Source organism: Jeongeupia chitinilytica, assembly GCF_014652315.1.
Taxonomy (GTDB): domain Bacteria; phylum Pseudomonadota; class Gammaproteobacteria; order Burkholderiales; family Chitinibacteraceae; genus Jeongeupia; species Jeongeupia chitinilytica.
On the sequence record NZ_BMYO01000007.1, the window covers coordinates 124,188 to 142,560 of the forward strand.

Genomic DNA, 18,373 nt, shown 5'->3' on the forward strand with positions numbered 1-18,373 from the left:
CGTGCCGCTCAAGCGCCTGTACCGCCTGCAGCGCGCCCGGCTGACGGCGACGCCGCTGACCCTGCGGCCCGCGCTGGGCTGGCGGGGTCGCGTCTTGCGGGCTGCGTTCTGGCTGGGCGTGCTGGCGGCGACATTCGCAGCCGGCAGTTGGCAGGGGGAACAGCGTGGCCGTACCCAGGCACAGCAGCAGGCGGCCAGGCAACTGGCCGCGCTTGAAGCCGGGCAAACCCAGCGCATCGCGCTGGCCGCAACCGCCTCTGGTGTCCAGCAACAACTTGAAGTGAGCGAGGCGGCCCGCAAGGCGCTGGCTGCCGAACTGGCTGGCGTGGAGCAACAGCTTGCGGCGCAGCAACAGCGGCTGGCGTTCTTCGATACCCTGCTGACCCGCAACGACCGCAATCGTCCGGCCGAACTGGTTCGCTGCGATTTCGAGCCGCAGGGCGACGGCCGCTGGCGCTGGCGGGCACTGGCGACGCAGGGGGCCGGTCGTGATACCGCTTTTGCCGGCCAGCTGCTGCCCAGCGCCGTGGTACGGGAGGGCAATGCCCGGCGCCGGATCGATCTGGCCGCGGCGCCGCTGGCGTTCCGGCATTACGGCAGTACCGAAGGCGAGCTGGCGTTGCCGGCCGCCGCCAGGGTCGAGCGCATCGAGCTGCGGCTCGTCGCCGGCAAGGACAAGCAGCCGCTGGCGAGCTGCAACAATCAGGAGGGGTGATGTTCAAGAAGAAAAAGGGGAGCCAGCGGATCGACAGCCTGATCGGCCACGGCACCCAGTTTGACGGCGAGTTGCGTTTCGCCGGCGGTCTCCGCGTCGACGGCATCGTCGCGGGCAATGTGGTTGCGGTCGACGCCCAGCACGGGACGCTGGTCGTGTCGGAAAAGGCCCGGATCGAAGGCGGGGTACGCGCGACCCATTTGATCCTCAACGGCGAGATCGCCGGGCCGATCGAGGTCAGCCACTACGTCGAGCTGCAGCCCAAGGCGCGAGTCCACGGCGACCTGACCTACAAGGTCCTGGAAATGCACCCCGGCGCGGTGATCGAAGGCCGGTTGATCCCGCTCGACGGCGCGAAAGTCATCACCGCGGCAGAAGTGCCGGCCGGCGCCGATTGACCCGCCGGCAGGGTCGGCGCGATAATCCTAGTTGTTTAGTCAACTATTAAATGTGGAGTATGCGATGACCACCGCAACTGCCGAAATGCCCAGCCCGTTCCTGTTCACCGACGCCGCTGCAAGCAAGGTGGCCGAACTGATCGCCGAGGAAGGAAATCCCGACCTCAAGCTGCGCGTTTTCGTGACCGGCGGCGGCTGTTCCGGCTTCCAGTACGGCTTTACCTTCGACGAAATCGTCAATGACGACGACACCGAAGTGAACAAGGGCGGCGTGACGCTGCTGGTCGATCCGATGAGCTACCAGTACCTTGTTGGCGCCGAAATCGACTATGTCGACAGCCTTGAAGGCTCGCAATTCACGATCAAGAATCCGAATGCCCAGTCGACCTGCGGCTGCGGTTCGTCGTTCTCGGTCTGATCCGGCGGTCTGGATGCAAAAGGGAAGCGCGGGCGCTTCCCTTTTTCTTTGTCGCAAACCTGAAACCGACTTGCCTTGCGGGCGCGCTTCGGCCCGATAATGGCAGTTCGATACCCAAGGGGAGCGGTGCATGTTCGAATCGGCAAATCTCGGTCACAGGATCGGCAAGGACGAGTACCGCAAGCGCGAAGCCGTACTGCGCGAGGCGCTGCTGGCGGCCCAGTTCAAGCTTGGCCGGCAGGGCGAGTTTCCGGTGGTGATCCTGCTCTCGGGTGTGCCGACCGGCGGACGTGGCGAGATGGCCAGCCTGCTCAACGAATGGATGGACCCGCGTCATATCGCGAACCACGCCTTCGGCGAGCCGACCGACGAAGAGGCCGAGCGTCCGCCGCTGTGGCGTTACTGGCGGACGCTGCCGCCGAAGGGCAAGACCGCGATCTTCTTCGGCGGCTGGTATCTCGGTCCGGTGTGGGATGCCCTGCGCAGCGGCCGCAAGGCCGATTTCCAGCGCGAGATCGAGCAGATCACCCGTTTCGAGCGCATGCTCGCTTCCGAAGGTGTGCTGCTGATGAAGTTCTGGCTGCACCTGCCCAAGGCCGACCTGAAGAAGCGCCTGAACCAGCTCGAATCCGATCCGCTCACGGCCTGGCGTGTCGGTGACGAAGACCGCTGGTTCCTGAAGAACTACGACGAGATTCTCGGCGCCTGCCAGCAGATGCTGCAGGGAACCAATCTGGCCTTTGCCCCGTGGCGTGTCGTCGAGGGGGGCGATGCAAACTACCGCTCGATCTCGGTCGGCCAGCAGCTGCTCGACGCGCTGACGGCGCGCTTCGACAAACAGTTCCAGCCCTATGGCGAGGCAGCGCCGCTGCTGCCGTCGGTGGACGGTGTCCGCCTGCTCGACAAGCTCGAACTGAAGCACGCGCTCGACAAGAAGGACTACGAAAAACGGCTGGCCGAAGCGCAGGGCCGGTTGAACCGGCTGACCCGCAAGCGCCGCTTCCGGAAGATGGGCGTGGTCGCCGTGTTCGAGGGAATGGACGCGGCAGGCAAGGGCGGCAGCATCCGGCGCATTACCGCCGCCCTCGACGTGCGCCAGTACGGCATCGTGCCGATCGCCTCGCCGACCGAGGAAGAACGCGCGCAACCGTATCTGTGGCGCTTCTGGCGTCACGTGCCGCCGCATGGCCAGGTACGGATTTTCGACCGTTCGTGGTACGGCCGGGTGCTGGTCGAACGGGTCGAAGGCTTTGCCAGCCAGTTCGACTGGATGCGTGCCTACAGCGAGATCAACGACTTCGAGGCCCAGCTCGACGCGGCCGACATCATCGTGGTCAAATTCTGGCTGGCGATCGATCCGGACGAGCAGCTGCGCCGCTTCAAGGAACGCGAAGCGATCGAATGGAAGCGCTTCAAGATCACCGACGAGGACTGGCGCAACCGCGACAAGTGGGACGACTACATCGTCGCCGCCAGCGACATGATCGACCGCACCAGTTCGGCAATTGCGCCCTGGCATCTGATCGGTGCCAACAACAAGTATCATGCCCGAGTCGAAATCCTCGAAAAACTGTGCGACGCGATCGAAGCCCGCCTTACACGCAAGGAGTGACCATGTCCCAGATCCTGAGCGCTGCCGCGCTTGACCAGCTGTTCCGCGAGGCCCGCACGTTCAGCTATTTCGACGGCCGCAACGTCGATGACGCAACGATCCGCGCGCTGTACGACCTGTTGAAGTTCGGCCCGACATCGGCCAACAGCTCGCCGGCCCGCTTCGTATTCGTGCGCTCGGCAGAGGCGAAGGCGCAGCTTGCGCCGGCCCTGTCCGAAGGCAACCGCGACAAGACGATCGCTGCGCCGCTGACGGTGATCGTTGCGCATGATCTGGCCTTCTACGACGAGCTGCCGACGCTGTTTCCGCACACCGATGCGAAGAGCTGGTTCGTCGGCAACGATGCCGCCATCCAGACGACCTGCCTGCGCAACGGCAGCCTGCAGGGCGCCTACCTGATGCTGGCTGCGCGCTCGCTCGGCCTCGACTGCGGCCCGATGTCGGGTTTCGACAACGCGGTCGTCGACGCAGCCTTCTTTGCGGGCACGAACTGGCGTTCGAACTTCCTGATCAATCTTGGCTACGGCCTGCGCGAGAAGCTGCATCCGCGCAATCCGCGCCTGCCGTTCGAGACCGCATGCCGCATCGTCTGATCGTCGCGCAATGACCGACTGGACGATCTGGCAGGCGCTGGACGACTGGCGTTCGCGCCGCCGTGAACTCGAGCCGGTGTTTGCCCAGGCCGGCATTGCGCCGGAACTGGAGTCGCAGGTCAACCGCATCCTGGTGGACCTGAAGCGCCAGCCGCCGACGCCGCCGCTGGTGTCGGGCGACCGGCAGCGTGATGAGGAGGAGCGCTCGCGTTACAACGCGGCCTTTGTCCGTCACTACGACGAAAGCCTGTTCAAGGCCGAATCGCTGGTGCGCCTGCCATGGGTGCCCGAGGCCTCGCCGATCGGCGAGGCGATCGTCGCCGAAGTCGCCCGCCTGCGGGCGACGCTGCAGTCGTCCCCGGGCGAGGCGCCCGACTTTGCCGATCTCGAGGCGCTGCTGGGGCATTACCTGCGCCTTGATCACCCGCAGCTGACGATCTCGCCCGAATTGCTGGCAGAACGGCGGCGGCAGATCGCCGACGTGGCCGGCTGGCCGCTGCTGGTGCAGCGTTCGACAGCCCAGCCCTTCAACGACGTGGTGCCGCCGATCGGCACCGAGGCGTTCCGCGAGGCGTTCTACGCGCAGCTGGACCTGTATCTGGCGACGCCATGGCTGCACTGCAAGATCGTCAGCCAGTGGTACGCGACGCTGGCGCTCGACGCCGTGCTGATGCGCAAGAAGCGCGAGGCGGGCGACGATGCCTTCGTGGCTGCGACGTTCAAGCACCGCTGGCCCAGCCTGTCGGTCCTGTTGCCACAGCTCGAAATGGCGGACCAGATCTGGTATCTGACGCTGATCATTGCCGCGATCGTGGCGCTGTTCGGCGAGTACTGGCTGGTGGCGGTACCGCTGATCCTCTGGCTCAACCTGTCGGTCGGCGCACACCGGCGCCAGCGCAAGCGGGTCGAGCAGCGCCGCGAAGAGCTGGTTGCCCGGGCGCAGATGCTCAAGAAGGTCCGCGACCGTTTCGCCGCCGGCATGTCGACGCCGGACCGGCTGGCCCACCAGTTGCGCCAGCTCGATCCGGGTGACGAGACGTTCGGCGCCTCGTTCTACGCGCTGCTGCGGCTGCAGTCGCGCGAACGCTGAGCGGTTTTCGTCGTCAGGCGACCGGTTCGCCGTCGACGAACATCAGCAGCTGGCCGCTGTCCATCCGGGTCCAGGTCTCGTTGTCGGTCAGCGGCTGGGTTGCGATCACGGCGACGCGATCGTCGGGGGTCGTCACCGAGGAAAAATCGACGCTGACGTCGGCGTCGGCAAGGTGGGCGGTCGAGAACGGCGCACGCCGGATGATGTAATGCAGGTCGGTGGAGCAGCGTGCGAACAGCACTTCGCCGTTCGAGAGCAGGAAGTTGAAGCTGCCGCGGTCGGCCAGTTCTGCGGTGAGCGATTTCAGCGCCGTGTGCAGCGCGTCGTACGTCGGCGCGACGTCAAAGCGCTTTGCCAGCGCGTCGAGCAGCCAGCAGAACGCCTGCTCGCTGTCGGTGTCGCCGACCGGCTGGAAACGGCTGCCCTGCAGCGACGGCAGACTGTCGAGATTGCCGTTGTGCGCGAAGATCCAGTACTGCCCCCACAGTTCGCGCCGGAACGGATGGGTGTTGGCCAGATTGACCGTGCCCTGTGTCGCCTTGCGGATGTGCGCGATGACGTTGCGGCTCTTGATCGGATAGGCGCGGACCAGTTCGGCGATCGGCGAGCTGATCGACGGCAGGTAGTCAAGGAAAAGCCGGCAGCCGCGCTCCTCGAAGAAGGCGATGCCCCAGCCGTCCGCGTGATGGTCGGTCAGTCCGCCGCGACGGTGAAAGCCCTCGAACGAAAACACGATATCGGTCGGCACGTTGCAGTTCATGCCCAGAAGCTGGCACATCGGCGTGCTCCGAATGGTAAGGATGATTCATTGTGCACCGGCATGCCGCCGGCTCAAAAGCAAAAATGCCCGGCAACGGCCGGGCATTTTCTCGGTGCGGCGCGGATTACTCCGACTTGTCGCCCAGTGCGCCGGCACCGATGCTGAAGCCGGCGTCGACGTGGAGGATTTCCCCGGTCATGCCCGACGCCAGCGGCGACAGCAGGAAGGCGGCGACGTTGCCGACTTCTTCCTGGGTGATGTTGCGCTTCAGCGGCGTGGCATCGGCAGCGGCCTTCAGCAGCTTGCCGAAGTTGGCGATGCCCGAGGCCGCCAGCGTCTTGATCGGGCCGGCCGAGATGCCGTTGCAGCGCACGCCCTTTTCCGGACCGACCGCTGCGGCAATGTAGCGCACGTTGGCTTCGAGCGAGGCCTTGGCCAGGCCCATCACGTTGTAGTTAGGGATCGCGCGTTCGGCGCCGAGGTAGGACAGCGTGAGCAGGCTGGCGCCATCGTTCAGCATCGGGCGGGCGGCCTTGGCCAGCGCGGCGAAGCTGTACGAGCTGATGTCGTGGGCAATGCGGAAATTCTCGCGCGTGACCGCGTCGAGGTAGTCGCCCTTGAGCGCATCGCGCGGCGCGAAGCCGATCGAGTGGACCAGACCGTCGAGGCCGTCCCACTGCTTGCCGAGGTCGGCGAACACGGCGGCAACCTGCTCGTCGCTGGCGACGTCACAGGGCAGGACGAGGTCCGAGTCGAAGTGCTTGGCGAGATCGACGACGCGCTGCTTCAGGTCTTCGGACACATAGGTGAACGCCAGCTCGGCGCCTTCGCGCTTGCACGCCTGGGCGATGCCGTAGGCAATCGAGCGGTCGGACAACAGCCCGGTAATCAGGATTTTTTTGCCGGCGAGAAAGCCCATGCGTGTAGTCCCCTTGGAGATATCGTTCTAAATAGAGTCGCGCGATTATAAACGAAACCGCCCGCGGCTGGCTGCGCGGGCGGTTCGGGCAGATTGCCGGCAATCAGTCGAGCGGGTAGGGCAGGTCGAGCCGCGACAGCACCGGACCGTCGATACTGCCGAGGTGTAGACCGTGTTCGAGCGAGGCAATCTGCGCGACCGCGAGTACTTCGTATCCGCCTTGCAGTGCCGGGGCGGCAAGCACCAGCTGGCCGGACGCCTGGCCGTTCATCTCGCTGCTGTAGACCTCGTCGCCGGCCTTTGCTTCGGCTTCGACGTGCATGCGGAACATCCGTCGTTTGAGTTTGCCGAGGTACTGCGTCCGCGCGACGATCTCCTGTCCCGGGTAGCAGCCCTTGGTGAAGCTCACCGCACCGATCAGTTCCATGTTCGCCATCTGCGCGACGAAGGCTTCCTGCGTGGCTGCGGTGATCCACGGCGCACCGGCGCGGATTTCCGTCAGGCGCCACACCGGCTCGCCGACCGGGCGTGCGCCGGCGTCGACCAGCGCCTGCCAGACGGTTTCGGCGGCATCGGCCGGAATGGCCAGTTCGAAACGATCGCCGGACAGGCCGATGACGGTCACGCTTGCACCATGCACAGAGGCTGTGGTCACGGCCTGTGCGGCCGGTGCTGCGGCACCGGTCACGGCGGCCACCGTGGCTGCCGCGGTCGGCCCGGCGACGCCCAGCAGGATGCGTTCGGCGCTGGCGTCGGCGGGCTTGGTCTTGGTGCGCAGGATGAACATGCCCAGACGTTTCTGGATCGCCGGCTGCAGTTCGGCCGCGATCTGCAGGTAGTAGTCGTCACCGTCGCGGAACACGAGGAAGCTCGCGAGCATCCGGCCCTTCGGGGTCGAGTAGCTCGAGTACTGCGCCGCGTCGGCCGGCAGCGTGCGTACGTCGCTCGACAGCTGGCCGTTGAGGAAGGCAGCGGTTTCCTCGCCGCTGAAGCGGATCAGGCCGAACTGGTTCAGTGGCGAGACGACGGTTTGCGTTGCCAGTGCGGCGAGTTCGTCGGCAGCCTGACCGAAGTCGGTAATGACGCCGGCGTCATCGCGTCGGGCGCCAAGGGATTCGAGGTGGTCGTTCCAGGGCATGAGGGACTCCGCCGGAAAAAATGAAGGAAGAATACCGGGCCAGATGGGGGCAAAGACCGGAATATCCAGTCTTTGCCTGCGCTTGAGTGTCGCCGTCGCCTGTGAGGCGAACCGCCGGCGCTTACTGTGCGACCTGCTCCGGCGCCGGCTCTTCGGCCGTCAGGTTGACGGCCTGCGGCTGGGGCCGGTTGCTGCTGGCGGTCGACAGTTCGGGCGATTTCAGCACGCCACCGGCCGTGATGCGATTGGCGACATTGATCGTGCCGCCCGACAGCCTGGCCAGAACGGCGCCGTTGAGGCGCAGGTCCGGCTGGATCGTCAACTGGCCGCGGGCATTGAACTTGCCGCCAACGAGGTCGGCATCGAGGATCTGGACCGTGTCGCCACGGACGGCAAGGCGACCGGTGAAGGTCTCGAAGCGCGTCTGGCCTCCGCGGGCATAGGTTGCCGGATGCGCCGACTTGAGTGGCGTGATCAGGTCGAAGTTGTGCAGCATGCCGTCGCTGACGCGGAACTGCGCATCGATGCCCGGGCGATCGAACAGCTTGTGGTAGTCGTCGGCCTTGTAGACGAAGGTCGATTCGCCGGCGAGCCGGCCGGAAACGTGGGTGACTTCGCTGAACACCTGGCTGAACGGTTCGGCCTGAATGCCGTTGGTGCGCAGGGTGCCGGCCAGTGTCCAGGCGTTGTCCTGCCAGCCCAGCTGGGCCCGGCCGGTGACGATGCCGCCGTACAGGTCGCCTCGGATGTCCTCGATGTCGACGCCGTCAGGACCGGCCAGCCCCTTGAGCAGCAACCGGTCGAAATGCACCGGATGGCCGAAGGGCAGCGTATAGCCGCTGGCGGTCAGGGTCACGGCGAACTGGCCGCCCTTGGGCTGGACATGGAAATCGAGGTGGCTGGCTTCGTCACCGGCCTGCAGCTCGGCCAGCTGGCCGTCGCTGGCGAAACGCAGTGTCGCGTCGATCGGGCCGATGGTGCCGTTGCCGAGCAGGATGCGCGACTGCTTGAGCTCGATCTGCGCCAGTCGCGGCTGATCGGCTTCGGGACGCAGTTTTTCCGGCAACTGCATTGCGAAGCGCGGGCTGAACTGGCCGTTCTCGACGGTGATGCCGCGGATCTCGCGACCCCAGTTCAGCAGGTTGTGGAACGAGACCGGCACGCTCAGTTTGTCGATCTTGGCGGTATTCGGGTCGCCGTTGAATACGACGTTGCGGATGACCAGCGCCGGCCGGGGTGCGTATTCGATACCACTCCCGCCGATCTGGACCGGGCCGTGCAGGCGTTTTTCCAGTGTAGCGACGAGCCGGTCGCGGTAAAGCGAGTCGGGGATCACGAGCGGAAGCACGCCGATCAGGATCAGAATTAAAGCGATAAAAATCAGGAGCTTCCGTGTATTTTGCATGATCTCGTCTGGATTTATTGTTGGAATGTGTTGACAACGGGCGAGTGCGTTCCTATTATACGCATCTCTTCGGTTCCCCGATAGCTCAGTCGGTAGAGCAACGGACTGTTAATCCGTGTGTCCCTGGTTCGAGCCCAGGTCGGGGAGCCAACCCATTACCGAAGTCCCGGTCGACAGACCGGGATTTTCTTTTCCCCGATAGCTCAGTCGGTAGAGCAACGGACTGTTAATCCGTGTGTCCCTGGTTCGAGCCCAGGTCGGGGAGCCAGATACGAAAACCCCCGGTCAGCGATGACCGGGGGTTTTTTGCGTCTGCATCGCAGGTGTGCGGTTTCGGGCGCCTTACCAGACGTAGCCGATGCCGGCACCGTAGGTCAGCTGGTCGCGCTCGCCGCGCTCGCGTACGAAGGAGCTGTCCGCTGCGTCGCCCATCAGCCGCTGCATGAAGGCGCCGGCGCCACCCCACCAGTGGCCCGAAATCTGGCCGATCACGCCGATCCAGCCGAGCACCTGCTGGTTGCCGCCGCCGGCCTGGAACGGTGCCAGACCCGAGGCCGCCGAATCGGCGTCCGTAACACCGTAGTAGGTGTTCACGTAGCTCGCGCTGGCCCAGGTGGCGCCGATGCCGCTGCCGACGAAGAAGCGCTCGGACAGCGGCACCCACAGTGTCGCGCCGACGTTCAGTCTGGCGCCGTCGTACACCTGCCCGGCATTGGTCAGCACATTGGCGTTGAAGCGCAACCGGTAGGGAATGCCCTGCAGGTTGTCGTACTCGTAGCCGATGAAGCCGCCGAACTCGACCGTGGTGTCGATGTCGTGCAGCTTGGCGATCACGTCGTCGCTGACGTTGCTGCGACCGAGCTTGAGGTTGATCGCCGGGCCCCACTGGAAGCCGGTCAGATCGCCGAAGTTGTATTGTGCGTAGGGACCGTACCACTCGAACAGCCGGCCGGATTCGGTGACGTAACGCACGCCCGGGACGACACCGATCATGTCGTCCTTGCAGCCGGAGCATTCCGGCGTTGCGCCAACGCCGATACCGATCAGGTTGGGCAGGTTCATCGATGGCAGGTCGATGGCCTGGGCCGCAGACGCGGCGAACAACGCGAGACCGGCGACGGACGCGGCAAGACGGTGCATGGGGCGATCCTTGTTGGGGGCCGAGTCAGAGGTTCGGCGTGTGCGATTGCAGGAAGGCGAGGTATTTCGGGTCTTCGTCGTCGAAAATGCTGTCGTCGCCATGACCGCGAATGCGCTGCAGCGATTCGGCGGCGAGATCGAGTGCGCCGGTTTCGAACAGACTCTGACCGAGGCGAAGGTGCACGAAGGGATTGCCCATGCCGGCCGGTGCAAACGACGCGGCGGTCAGCGTTTCGACCGCGCGGGCGAAGTCGCCGTCGGCAAACTGGGTGTCGCCGATCGCGATCAGCAGGCTGGTGCCGATTTCCCATTCTTCCTTCGGTGCGGGTACCAGCGCGTAGCCGGCCTTGTACTTGGCGATGGCGGCCTTGTAGTCACCGGCCTCGTACAGCGCGTCACCGGCGTCGGACAGCGCTTCGATCTCGTCGAACAGTTTGGCGGGAAGGGCGGGCATCGGAATTCCTGATCAGGCGGCGGTGGGCGATTCTACGACGAAAACCGCCTTGCCCTCATTACCCCTGCGCGAGCTTGGTCCGCGACAGTGGCGGATTCTTGGCGAAGTAGGCCTTGATGCCGCTGACGATGCTCTGCGCCATCTTCTGCTGGTAGCCTTCGTCGATCAGCTTCTGCTCCTCGGCCGGGTTCGAGATGAAGGCGGTCTCGATCAGGATGGACGGAATGTCCGGCGCCTTGAGCACGGCAAAACCGGCCTGCTCGACGCTGCCCTTGTGCAGCCGGTTGATCTGCTTGAGCTGGGCGAGCATGGCGTTGCCGAACTTCATGCTGTCGTTCAGCGTTGCCGTTTGCGTCAGGTCCATCAGGGTCTTGGCCAGATGCACGTCCTTGACGTTGGCGATCTTCACGCCGCCGATCAGGTCGGCGTCGTTCTGCGTCTGCGCCAGCCATTTGGCGGCGGTGCTCGATGCACCACGATCGGACAGCACGAACACCGACGAGCCGTTGGCGTCGGGCTTGATGAAGGCGTCGGCGTGGATCGACATGAACAGGTCGGCCTGCACCGCACGGGCCTTTTTCACCCGTACGCCGAGCGGGACGAAGAAGTCGTCGTCGCGGGTCATCACCACGCGCATGTTCGGCTCGGCCTCGAGCAGCGCCTTGACCTTCTTGGCGATCGCCAGCACGACGGTCTTTTCGTGGTTGCCTTGCGGGCCGATCGCGCCCGGGTCCTCGCCGCCATGACCGGGGTCGAGCACTACGGTGACCAGCCGGTCGATCTTCAGGTCCTTGCGGTCGACATTGGCCGTTTTCGACGGTTGTTCGGCCGGTTTGGCCGGCTCGACCTGCTTGGGCGGCGGTGCGGGCGGCGTGGTCTGGTCGTCGAGGAAGGCCAGCAGCGGGTCGTTCTGCACCGCCGGGTACAGGTCGATCACCAGCCGGTGCTGGTATTCGCCGACCGGCGCCAGCGTGAACACCTGCGGTTTGACCTCGCCCTTGAGGTCGAGCACCAGCCGTACCGTGCCGGGCTTGTTGCGTGCGGCGCGCAGCTGCTGGATATAGGGGTCGTCGGCGTTGACCTTGCCGGACAGGGCCTGCAGCTCGCCGTTCAGGTCGATGCCGTCGAGGTCGACGACCAGACGCTCGGGGTCCTTGAGCGAAAACTGCTTGAACGTCAGCGGCGCGGTCGATTCGATCGTGATCCGCGTGTACGCCTGTGCCGGCCAGACACGGACGGCGACGACGCGCGAATCGGTCGCGGCAAAGCCTTTCGGGATGACCGACAGCAACAGGGTGGTCACCGCCGCGCGCAGCACGGTGCGGCGGTGGGCGTCGGGGATCAGCGGGCGAGTCGGGCCAGGCATTGCGTTCCGTTTTGGGTCAGTGCGGTCAGGTGAAGGCGACGGCCGTCGGCCTCGGGCTCGAGCCGGATCAGCCAGTCCGGCGCCGGGAGCAGGCCCTCGGCCTTGTCGGCCCATTCGATCAGGCAGACGCTGTCGCGGTTGAAATAATCGCGAAAACCGGCGTCCTCCCACTCGGAAGGGTCGCTAAAACGATATAAATCAAAGTGATACAAGTATAAGTTCGAAACTGTATAAGGTTCAACCAGTGTATAGGTCGGACTTTTTACCCGTCCGGTGAAACCGAGGCCGCGCAGGATGCCGCGCGTCAGCGTGGTTTTGCCGGCACCGAGGTCGCCTTCGAGGAAGATCACCATCCCCGGCACCAGCGCTGCAGCCAGTTGCCCGCCCATCGAAAGCGTCTCGGCCTCGTCGGCGAGGAAGGGCGTGAAGGCGGTATCATGGGCGCTATGCATATGGATCTCGACAAGGGTCTCGACGTTCGGGAACTGGCGGCTTCGATCAAGGTGTGGGGGCGCGAACTCGGCTTTGCCAGGGTGGCGATCACCGGCACCGATCTGTCGCATGCCGAAGCCGGCCTCGCCGCGTGGCTGGAGGCCGGTTTTCACGGCGAGATGGATTATATGGCACGCCATGGCATGAAGCGCGCGCGGCCTGCCGAACTCGTGCCCGGCACTAAAACCGTTGTCAGCGTCTTCCTGCCTTATCGGCCGCCCGGTGTGTCGTCGAGCGAGGCGGTGCTGATGGATGGCGAAAAGGCGCACATCTCGCGTTACGCCCTCGGCCGCGACTATCACAAGGTCCTGCGCAACAAGCTGCAGAAGCTCGCCGACCGGGTCGGCGCAACGATCGGCCCGTTCGGCCACCGGGTGTTCGTCGATTCGGCGCCCGTGCTCGAGGTCGAACTGGCGACGCAGGCGGGACTGGGCTGGCGCGGCAAGCATACGCTGCTGATCAACCGCGATTACGGCTCGTACTTTTTTCTGGGCGAGCTGTTCACCGATCTGGAACTGCCGCTCGATCCGCCCGAGGAAAACGAGCACTGCGGCCGCTGCACCAAGTGTCTGGTTGCCTGTCCGACGCAGGCCATCGTCGCGCCGTACACCGTCGACGCGCGCCGCTGCATTTCCTACCTGACCATCGAGTTGCACGGGGCGATTCCGGAAGAGTTCCGGCCCATGATCGGCAACCGCGTCTACGGTTGCGACGACTGCCAGCTCTGCTGTCCGTGGAACCGCTTTGCCGTCGACACGGCCGAACCCGATTTCCACGTGCGCAACGGCCTCGATGACGTGACGCTGGTCGAGCTGTTTGCGTGGTCCGAGGCGGACTTCAAGGAAAGGCTCGCCGGCAGTCCCATCTACCGGATCGGCTATGCACGCTGGTTGCGCAACCTCGCGGTCGGGCTCGGCAATGCCCCGACGACTCCGGCGGTGCTTGCGGCGCTGGCTGCGCGTGCCGATGACGCCGACGAAATGGTGCGCGAACACGTCGCCTGGGCGCTGGCGCGTCACGCTGCGGTGCAAAATACGCCATGATGGAGGCATCGATCCCGATGCCCTCCGTCATGTCCGAACGCCTTCCAGCAAACCTCCCGTCCCCGGTGAGCATCCAGCCCTTCGGCGAATCCGCGCTGATGCTCGGCGTGGGCGCAAGCCTGCCCGCCCAGCGGCGGCTCTGGGCGGCATGGCATGCGTTGCGTGAACGCGAACCGCGGGTGGAGTGGGTGCTGGGGATGGGCAACCTGACCGGCTTTTTCGACCCGCTGGCGATCCCGGCGGCGCGGATCGAGTCGGCTCTCGAAGCGGCGTGGCAGGAGAGTGCCGGTGCCGAGGGCGAGGCGGGCAAACGCGTCGAGATTCCGGTCGTCTACGGTGGCGAGGCCGGCCCCGATCTGGCTGTCGTGGCCGAACGCACCGGTTTGCGTCGCGACGAGGTCATCGCACGGCATGCCGGGGCGGAATACATCGTGTACTGCCTCGGCTTCCTGCCCGGTTTTGCCTATCTCGGCGGCCTTGATCCGTTGCTGGCCTGCCCGCGTCGTGCGTCGCCACGCATTGCGGTGCCGGCCGGTTCGGTCGCGATCGGCGGTGCGCAGACCGCGGTTTATCCGCTGGCGTCGCCGGGGGGCTGGCAACTGATCGGCCATACCGATGCCGTCCTCTTCGATCCGTACCGCGAAACGCCGGGGCTGCTGTCGCCCGGCGATCGCGTCGTTTTCGTCCCGGTGACGTCATGACGCTGACCGTCCTCAAACCCGGTCCGCTAACCACGGTGCAGGACCTCGGTCGAGACGGGTACGCCGCACTGGGCGTGCCGCACGGCGGCGCCTGCGATCCGCTGTCGCTGCGGCTGGCCAATCTCGTCGCCGGCAACGACGAGGGAGCGGCGGGGCTGGAGATCACGCTGGGCGGGCTGGCGTTGCGCTTCGATGCGAAGACGACGTTCGCGTGGGCCGGCGCGACGATGCAGGTCACGCTCGATGGCGCGATGCTGCATCCGGCGCATCGTTATACGGCCGGAAAGGGCGCAGTGCTGCGATTCGGCTTTGCCGAGCGCGGCGCGCGCGCGTATCTGGCGCTGGCCGGCGGCATCGCGGTTCCGCCGATTCTCGGCAGCCGCTCGACCGGCCTGCTGGCCGGCATGGGCGGATTTCACGGACGGGCGCTGCGCCGTGACGACGTCGTCGAATGCGGCCGTGCTCCGCGGCAGGTTCCCGGCGTGGCGGTGGCGCAACCGGAGCGCGGCGAGCACCTGCGCGTGCTGCCGGGGCCGGACTGGTCCCTGCTCGGCCATGCCGCACAGCGTCAGCTGCTGAGCACGCCGTGGCAGGTCGGTCTGGCCAGCAACCGGATGGGCATGCGCCTGACCGGTGCGCAACTCGAGTGCGATGCATCGGACTCGCTCGATTCGCACGCGGTGATGCCGGGCTGCGTGCAACTGCCGCCCTCGGGCGAGCCGATCGTGCTGCTGGCGGATGCGCAGACCACCGGCGGATACCTGCGCCCGCTGGTGGTGATCCGTGCCGATCTGTGGCGGGCAGGGCAGTTCAAGCCGGGCGACACGCTGCGCTTCGCCGAAGTCGACTCCGACGCCGCACTGGCCGCTCTCGCGGCACAACGGGACTGGCTGGCACGCGTCAGCCGCTCGCTCGCCTGGGAGGCACGATGAAGTATCTGGAACTGAACGCCGATCTTGGCGAGGGCTATGAGTACGACGCGGCGTTGATGCCGCTGATCGACGCCGCCAACGTCGCCTGCGGCGGCCATGCCGGGGATGTCGACACCATGCGCGAAACGGTCGTGCTGGCTCGGGCGCACGGCGTACGCATCGGCGCACACCCGAGCTACCCGGATCGCGAGCACTTCGGCCGCATCTCGCTGGCGATGCCCGAGCCGAAGCTCGTCGCCAGCCTGACCGCCCAGCTGTGGGCGCTGAAGGCCGTGTGCATCGAGGCCGGCGTGTCGGTGTGTTACGTGAAGCCGCACGGCGCGCTCTACAACGACGCGGCGCGCGATCCGCAACTGGCGATGCTGCTGGCACAGTCGGTCTACGAGATCGACCCGTCGCTGGCGCTGATGGCGCTGGCCGGCAGCGCGCTGGCCAGCGCCGGCGAGGCGGTCGGCCTGACGGTGATCCGCGAGGCCTTCGCCGATCGCGCCTATCGCGACGACGGCAGTCTGGTGCCCCGCAGCGAAGCCGGCGCGGTGCTCGACGACATCGCCGCGATCGCCCAGGTCGAGAGCCTGTGGCGGCAGGGCGGCGTGTACGCGCAGAACGGCGACTGGCTGCCGCTGGCGGCGGATTCGGTCTGCATCCATGGCGACAATGCCCATGCGCTGAAATTTGCCCAAACCTTGCGCAAGCGCTTTCCCCGACGCGTTTGAGGCTGTTTCGCCCTTGCCGGGCGGCGTAGAATGCCCGCTTTCGGGGAACAGAATGCAGAACGCTCAACCATCGCACGCCATCGGCGTATTCGATTCCGGCGTCGGCGGCCTGACCGTCGTCCGCGCGCTGATGGACCGGCTGCCGTTCGAGAACATCATCTATTTCGGCGACACCGCGCGCGTGCCCTACGGCGTGAAGTCGGTCGCCACCATCGAGCATTTCACCCAGCAGATCGCCGACTTTTTGCGCGCGCAGAACGTCAAGATGCTGATCATCGCCTGCAACACCATGGCGGCGGTGGCCGCCGACAAGGTGCGCGAGGCGTCGCCGGTGCCGGTGCTCGACGTGATCGAGGCCGGTGCGCGCGAAGCGGCCAAACGGACGAAGTCGGGCGGTATCGGCGTGATCGGCACGCCGACGACGATCAATTCCAACGCCTACGCCCGCGCCATCCACACGCTCGAACCCAAGTACCGCGTCTACTCGCAGGCCTGTCCGCTGTTCGTGCCGCTGGTCGAGGAAGGTTGGGTCGACCACCCGGTGACCCGGATGGTGGCGCAGGAATACCTGCGGCCGGTGTTCGTCGAAAGCATCGACACGCTGGTCCTCGGCTGTACCCATTACCCGTTGCTCAAGCCGATGCTGCTCGACGTGACCGGCAGCCGGATGGAACTGGTCGATTCGGCGCTGGCGATTGCCGATCAGGCCGCCGACCTGCTGGCCGAGCAGGGCCTGGCCAATCCGCATCGCGGCCGGCCGGACTATCGTTGCTATGTGACCGACGTGCCGGTGAAGTTCCAGACCATCGGCGAGCGTTTTCTGGGGCGGAGTCTGGGCAAGGTCGAACTCGTCAGCCTCTAGCACGATGCAAAAAGCCCCGCCGGCTGTGCTCGCTTGCCGTATTTGCTTGTACTGTCTGCGCTTCGCACGCCTTGTCAGCGCCGTTTTATGAATCGTGCTTGCCGTGTTGTTGGTGTGGTCAGGGTGCCAACGGATCGCTTGGAGGAGTTGCATAGGTGCTGTACGGATTCTGCGTGCTGGTGCTGTTCCAGCTGATCGGCGAGGCCGCCTCAACCCTGCTGCACCTGCCACTGCCCGGCCCGGTGCTCGGCATGCTGCTGCTTGCCTTCTGGTGCGTCTGGCATCGTGGCGTCGATCCGCGGCTGGCACAGGTCGCACAAGGGCTGCTCGGTTACATGGGCTTGCTGTTCGTGCCGGCCGGCGTCGGGCTGATGCTGCTTGGCCCGGTGCTGCGCGATCAGGGGCTGGCGATGCTGCCGGTGCTCGTGCTGTCGCTGGTGATCACCATGGCGGTGACGGCGCTGACGATGAAGGCGATGCTGAACCGTCATCGCCGCAAGCTGCGCAACCGCGTGCTGGTGCGTCGCAAGGGGAAGGCCGATGAACGTTGATGCCGCCTTCGCTTCGCTCAAGGCCGCGCCGCTGTTGTGGTTGCTGGTGACCGGGCTTGCCTACCTGCTGGCCGAAAAGCTGTTCCGCAAGAGCGGCCACAATCCGCTGCTGCATCCGGTGCTGGTGGCGATTGCGCTGATCATCGTCGTCCTCAGCGTCGCCCGTGTGCCGTATCCGGACTATTTCAGTGGCGCGCGCCTGCTTCACCTCTTGCTCGGTCCGGCGACCGTTGCGCTGGCGGTGCCGCTGTACGACAACCTGCAACGGGTGCGCTCGCTGCTCGTGCCGCTGTCGGTGTCACTGCTCGTCGGCGGTGTCACCGGCATCGTCTCGGCGCTGCTGCTGGGCAAGCTGTTCGGACTGTCGTGGCCGGTCCAGGTGTCGTTCGCACCGAAGTCGGTGACCACGCCGATCGCGATGGCGCTGGCCGACAAGCTCGGCGGCCTCGCACCGCTGACCGCCAACCTCGTCATCATCACCGGCATCCTCGGCGCGATCATCGTCGTGCCACTGATGCGCTGGCTCAAGGTCACCGGTGAGATCGAGCAAGGGCTGGCACTCGGCGTAGCCGCCCACGGCGTCGGCACCGCGCGCGGGTTTCAGCTGTCGACGACGACCGGCGCGTTCTCCGGGCTGGCGATGGGGCTGAACGGCGTGCTGACGTCGATCGTGCTGCCGGTCATTCTGGCGTTCTGGCCGCATTAAGGGTGTTATTCGGGTCGTCGCCATAACCAGATCAGTACCAGCGCCATCGAAACTCCCGCAAACCACAGCGCCTGACTGCGGATCAGCAGTGTGCTGATTGCCAGACTTGCGGCCATCATGATGGTGGCTGCCCACTTGGCGCGCCGAGGGACGGCGCCGCGGGCTTCCCAGTCGGCGAGCAGCGGGCCGAAGGTCTTGTGGCGCAGCAGCCAGGCGTGCCACGCCGGTTCGCCCCGGGCGAAGCAGAAGGCGGCCAGCAGCACGAAGGGCGTCGTCGGCAGCAGCGGCAGTACTGCACCGATAGCGCCGAGCAGCAGCGCGAGCAGGCCGGCGATGCGCCACAGGTTGCGTCGCAGCATCGT

The 18,373-nt window shown here is 65.8% G+C and carries 22 protein-coding genes and 2 tRNA genes; 15 read left to right on the forward strand and 9 right to left on the reverse strand.

Annotated features, from left to right (window positions below):
- Position 1: 1 nt before the first annotated feature.
- The 6 genes from IE097_RS13535 (at position 2) to IE097_RS13560 (ending at position 4,826) form a co-directional block, all read left to right on the forward strand.
- Positions 2-715: a DUF6776 family protein gene (locus tag IE097_RS13535; protein ID WP_189461387.1), complete on the forward strand. Its 714-nt coding sequence runs from the start codon at positions 2-4 to the stop codon at positions 713-715.
- Positions 715-1,113 (forward strand): bactofilin family protein, encoded by a 399-nt coding sequence (locus IE097_RS13540; protein ID WP_189461388.1) that lies wholly within the window; start codon positions 715-717, stop codon positions 1,111-1,113. The genes IE097_RS13535 and IE097_RS13540 overlap by 1 nt, the downstream gene beginning before the upstream one ends.
- 64 nt (positions 1,114-1,177) lie before the next feature.
- On the forward strand, positions 1,178-1,531 hold the full coding sequence (gene erpA, locus IE097_RS13545) for an iron-sulfur cluster insertion protein ErpA (RefSeq protein WP_189461389.1): 354 nt from the start codon (positions 1,178-1,180) through the stop codon (positions 1,529-1,531).
- A 130-nt stretch (positions 1,532-1,661) separates the two neighbouring features.
- Positions 1,662-3,143: a polyphosphate:AMP phosphotransferase gene (gene pap, locus IE097_RS13550; RefSeq protein ID WP_189461390.1), complete on the forward strand. Its 1,482-nt coding sequence runs from the start codon at positions 1,662-1,664 to the stop codon at positions 3,141-3,143.
- 2 nt (positions 3,144-3,145) lie between these two features.
- Positions 3,146-3,736: a malonic semialdehyde reductase gene (locus IE097_RS13555; protein ID WP_189461391.1), complete on the forward strand. Its 591-nt coding sequence runs from the start codon at positions 3,146-3,148 to the stop codon at positions 3,734-3,736.
- 10 nt (positions 3,737-3,746) lie between these two features.
- Entirely contained in the window at positions 3,747-4,826 is a 1,080-nt protein-coding gene (locus IE097_RS13560) for a hypothetical protein (protein WP_189461392.1), read from the forward strand.
- A gap of 13 nt (positions 4,827-4,839) precedes the next feature.
- On the opposite strand, the gene IE097_RS13565 is transcribed toward IE097_RS13560, so the two are convergent.
- The 4 genes from IE097_RS13565 to IE097_RS13580 form a co-directional block, all read right to left on the reverse strand.
- Positions 4,840-5,604 carry a class II glutamine amidotransferase gene (locus tag IE097_RS13565; RefSeq protein WP_189461393.1) on the reverse strand — a complete coding sequence of 255 codons (765 nt, stop codon included), beginning with the start codon at positions 5,602-5,604 and terminating at the stop codon, positions 4,840-4,842.
- Positions 5,605-5,710: 106 nt separating this feature from the next.
- The gene (fabI, locus tag IE097_RS13570) at positions 5,711-6,505 is read right to left on the reverse strand and encodes an enoyl-ACP reductase FabI (protein ID WP_189461394.1); all 795 of its coding nucleotides are present in this window, start codon (positions 6,503-6,505) and stop codon (positions 5,711-5,713) included.
- Positions 6,506-6,608: 103 nt separating this feature from the next.
- Entirely contained in the window at positions 6,609-7,520 is a 912-nt protein-coding gene (gene ygfZ / locus IE097_RS13575; protein WP_373295749.1) for a CAF17-like 4Fe-4S cluster assembly/insertion protein YgfZ, read from the reverse strand.
- A 244-nt stretch (positions 7,521-7,764) separates the two neighbouring features.
- Entirely contained in the window at positions 7,765-9,048 is a 1,284-nt protein-coding gene (locus IE097_RS13580) for an AsmA family protein (RefSeq protein ID WP_189461396.1), read from the reverse strand.
- A gap of 74 nt (positions 9,049-9,122) precedes the next feature.
- Between IE097_RS13580 and IE097_RS13585 the strand changes: the two genes are divergently transcribed.
- Positions 9,123-9,198: transfer RNA gene (locus tag IE097_RS13585), tRNA-Asn, on the forward strand.
- Positions 9,199-9,240: 42 nt separating this feature from the next.
- A tRNA-Asn gene (locus tag IE097_RS13590) sits at positions 9,241-9,316 on the forward strand.
- Between the two features lie 74 nt (positions 9,317-9,390).
- Here IE097_RS13590 and IE097_RS13595 read toward each other — a convergent pair.
- Genes IE097_RS13595 through tsaE form a run of 4 tightly spaced genes read right to left on the reverse strand, consistent with a single transcriptional unit; the run spans position 9,391 to position 12,460 of the window.
- Entirely contained in the window at positions 9,391-10,188 is a 798-nt protein-coding gene (locus IE097_RS13595; protein WP_189461397.1) for a MipA/OmpV family protein, read from the reverse strand.
- A gap of 25 nt (positions 10,189-10,213) precedes the next feature.
- On the reverse strand, positions 10,214-10,642 hold the full coding sequence (locus IE097_RS13600) for a tetratricopeptide repeat protein (RefSeq protein WP_189461398.1): 429 nt from the start codon (positions 10,640-10,642) through the stop codon (positions 10,214-10,216).
- Positions 10,643-10,700: 58 nt separating this feature from the next.
- Positions 10,701-12,008: an N-acetylmuramoyl-L-alanine amidase gene (locus IE097_RS13605; RefSeq protein ID WP_189461399.1), complete on the reverse strand. Its 1,308-nt coding sequence runs from the start codon at positions 12,006-12,008 to the stop codon at positions 10,701-10,703.
- Positions 11,984-12,460 carry a tRNA (adenosine(37)-N6)-threonylcarbamoyltransferase complex ATPase subunit type 1 TsaE gene (tsaE, locus tag IE097_RS13610; protein ID WP_189461400.1) on the reverse strand — a complete coding sequence of 159 codons (477 nt, stop codon included), beginning with the start codon at positions 12,458-12,460 and terminating at the stop codon, positions 11,984-11,986. Before tsaE ends, IE097_RS13605 begins: the two co-directional genes overlap by 25 nt.
- On the opposite strand from tsaE, the gene queG reads away from it, so the two are divergent.
- From queG to IE097_RS13645, 7 genes are all read left to right on the forward strand, one after another.
- Positions 12,446-13,543 (forward strand): tRNA epoxyqueuosine(34) reductase QueG, encoded by a 1,098-nt coding sequence (gene queG / locus IE097_RS13615; protein ID WP_229797589.1) that lies wholly within the window; start codon positions 12,446-12,448, stop codon positions 13,541-13,543. The genes tsaE and queG overlap by 15 nt on opposite strands.
- Positions 13,544-13,572: 29 nt before the next feature.
- Complete coding sequence (pxpB, locus tag IE097_RS13620) at positions 13,573-14,244, forward strand: 5-oxoprolinase subunit PxpB (protein WP_189461401.1); 672 nt, start codon at positions 13,573-13,575, stop codon at positions 14,242-14,244.
- On the forward strand, positions 14,241-15,176 hold the full coding sequence (locus IE097_RS13625) for a 5-oxoprolinase subunit C family protein (RefSeq protein WP_189461402.1): 936 nt from the start codon (positions 14,241-14,243) through the stop codon (positions 15,174-15,176). Before pxpB ends, IE097_RS13625 begins: the two co-directional genes overlap by 4 nt.
- Positions 15,173-15,892: a 5-oxoprolinase subunit PxpA gene (gene pxpA / locus IE097_RS13630; RefSeq protein WP_189461403.1), complete on the forward strand. Its 720-nt coding sequence runs from the start codon at positions 15,173-15,175 to the stop codon at positions 15,890-15,892. The genes IE097_RS13625 and pxpA overlap by 4 nt, the downstream gene beginning before the upstream one ends.
- Before the next feature lie 52 nt (positions 15,893-15,944).
- The gene (gene murI / locus IE097_RS13635; RefSeq protein WP_189461404.1) at positions 15,945-16,754 is read left to right on the forward strand and encodes a glutamate racemase; all 810 of its coding nucleotides are present in this window, start codon (positions 15,945-15,947) and stop codon (positions 16,752-16,754) included.
- 155 nt (positions 16,755-16,909) lie between these two features.
- Positions 16,910-17,305: a CidA/LrgA family protein gene (locus IE097_RS13640; protein ID WP_189461405.1), complete on the forward strand. Its 396-nt coding sequence runs from the start codon at positions 16,910-16,912 to the stop codon at positions 17,303-17,305.
- On the forward strand, positions 17,295-18,011 hold the full coding sequence (locus IE097_RS13645) for an LrgB family protein (protein ID WP_189461406.1): 717 nt from the start codon (positions 17,295-17,297) through the stop codon (positions 18,009-18,011). Before IE097_RS13640 ends, IE097_RS13645 begins: the two co-directional genes overlap by 11 nt.
- Positions 18,012-18,016: 5 nt before the next feature.
- Here IE097_RS13645 and IE097_RS13650 read toward each other — a convergent pair whose 3' ends face one another.
- Complete coding sequence (locus IE097_RS13650) at positions 18,017-18,370, reverse strand: YbaN family protein (protein WP_189461407.1); 354 nt, start codon at positions 18,368-18,370, stop codon at positions 18,017-18,019.
- Positions 18,371-18,373: the final 3 nt, after the last annotated feature.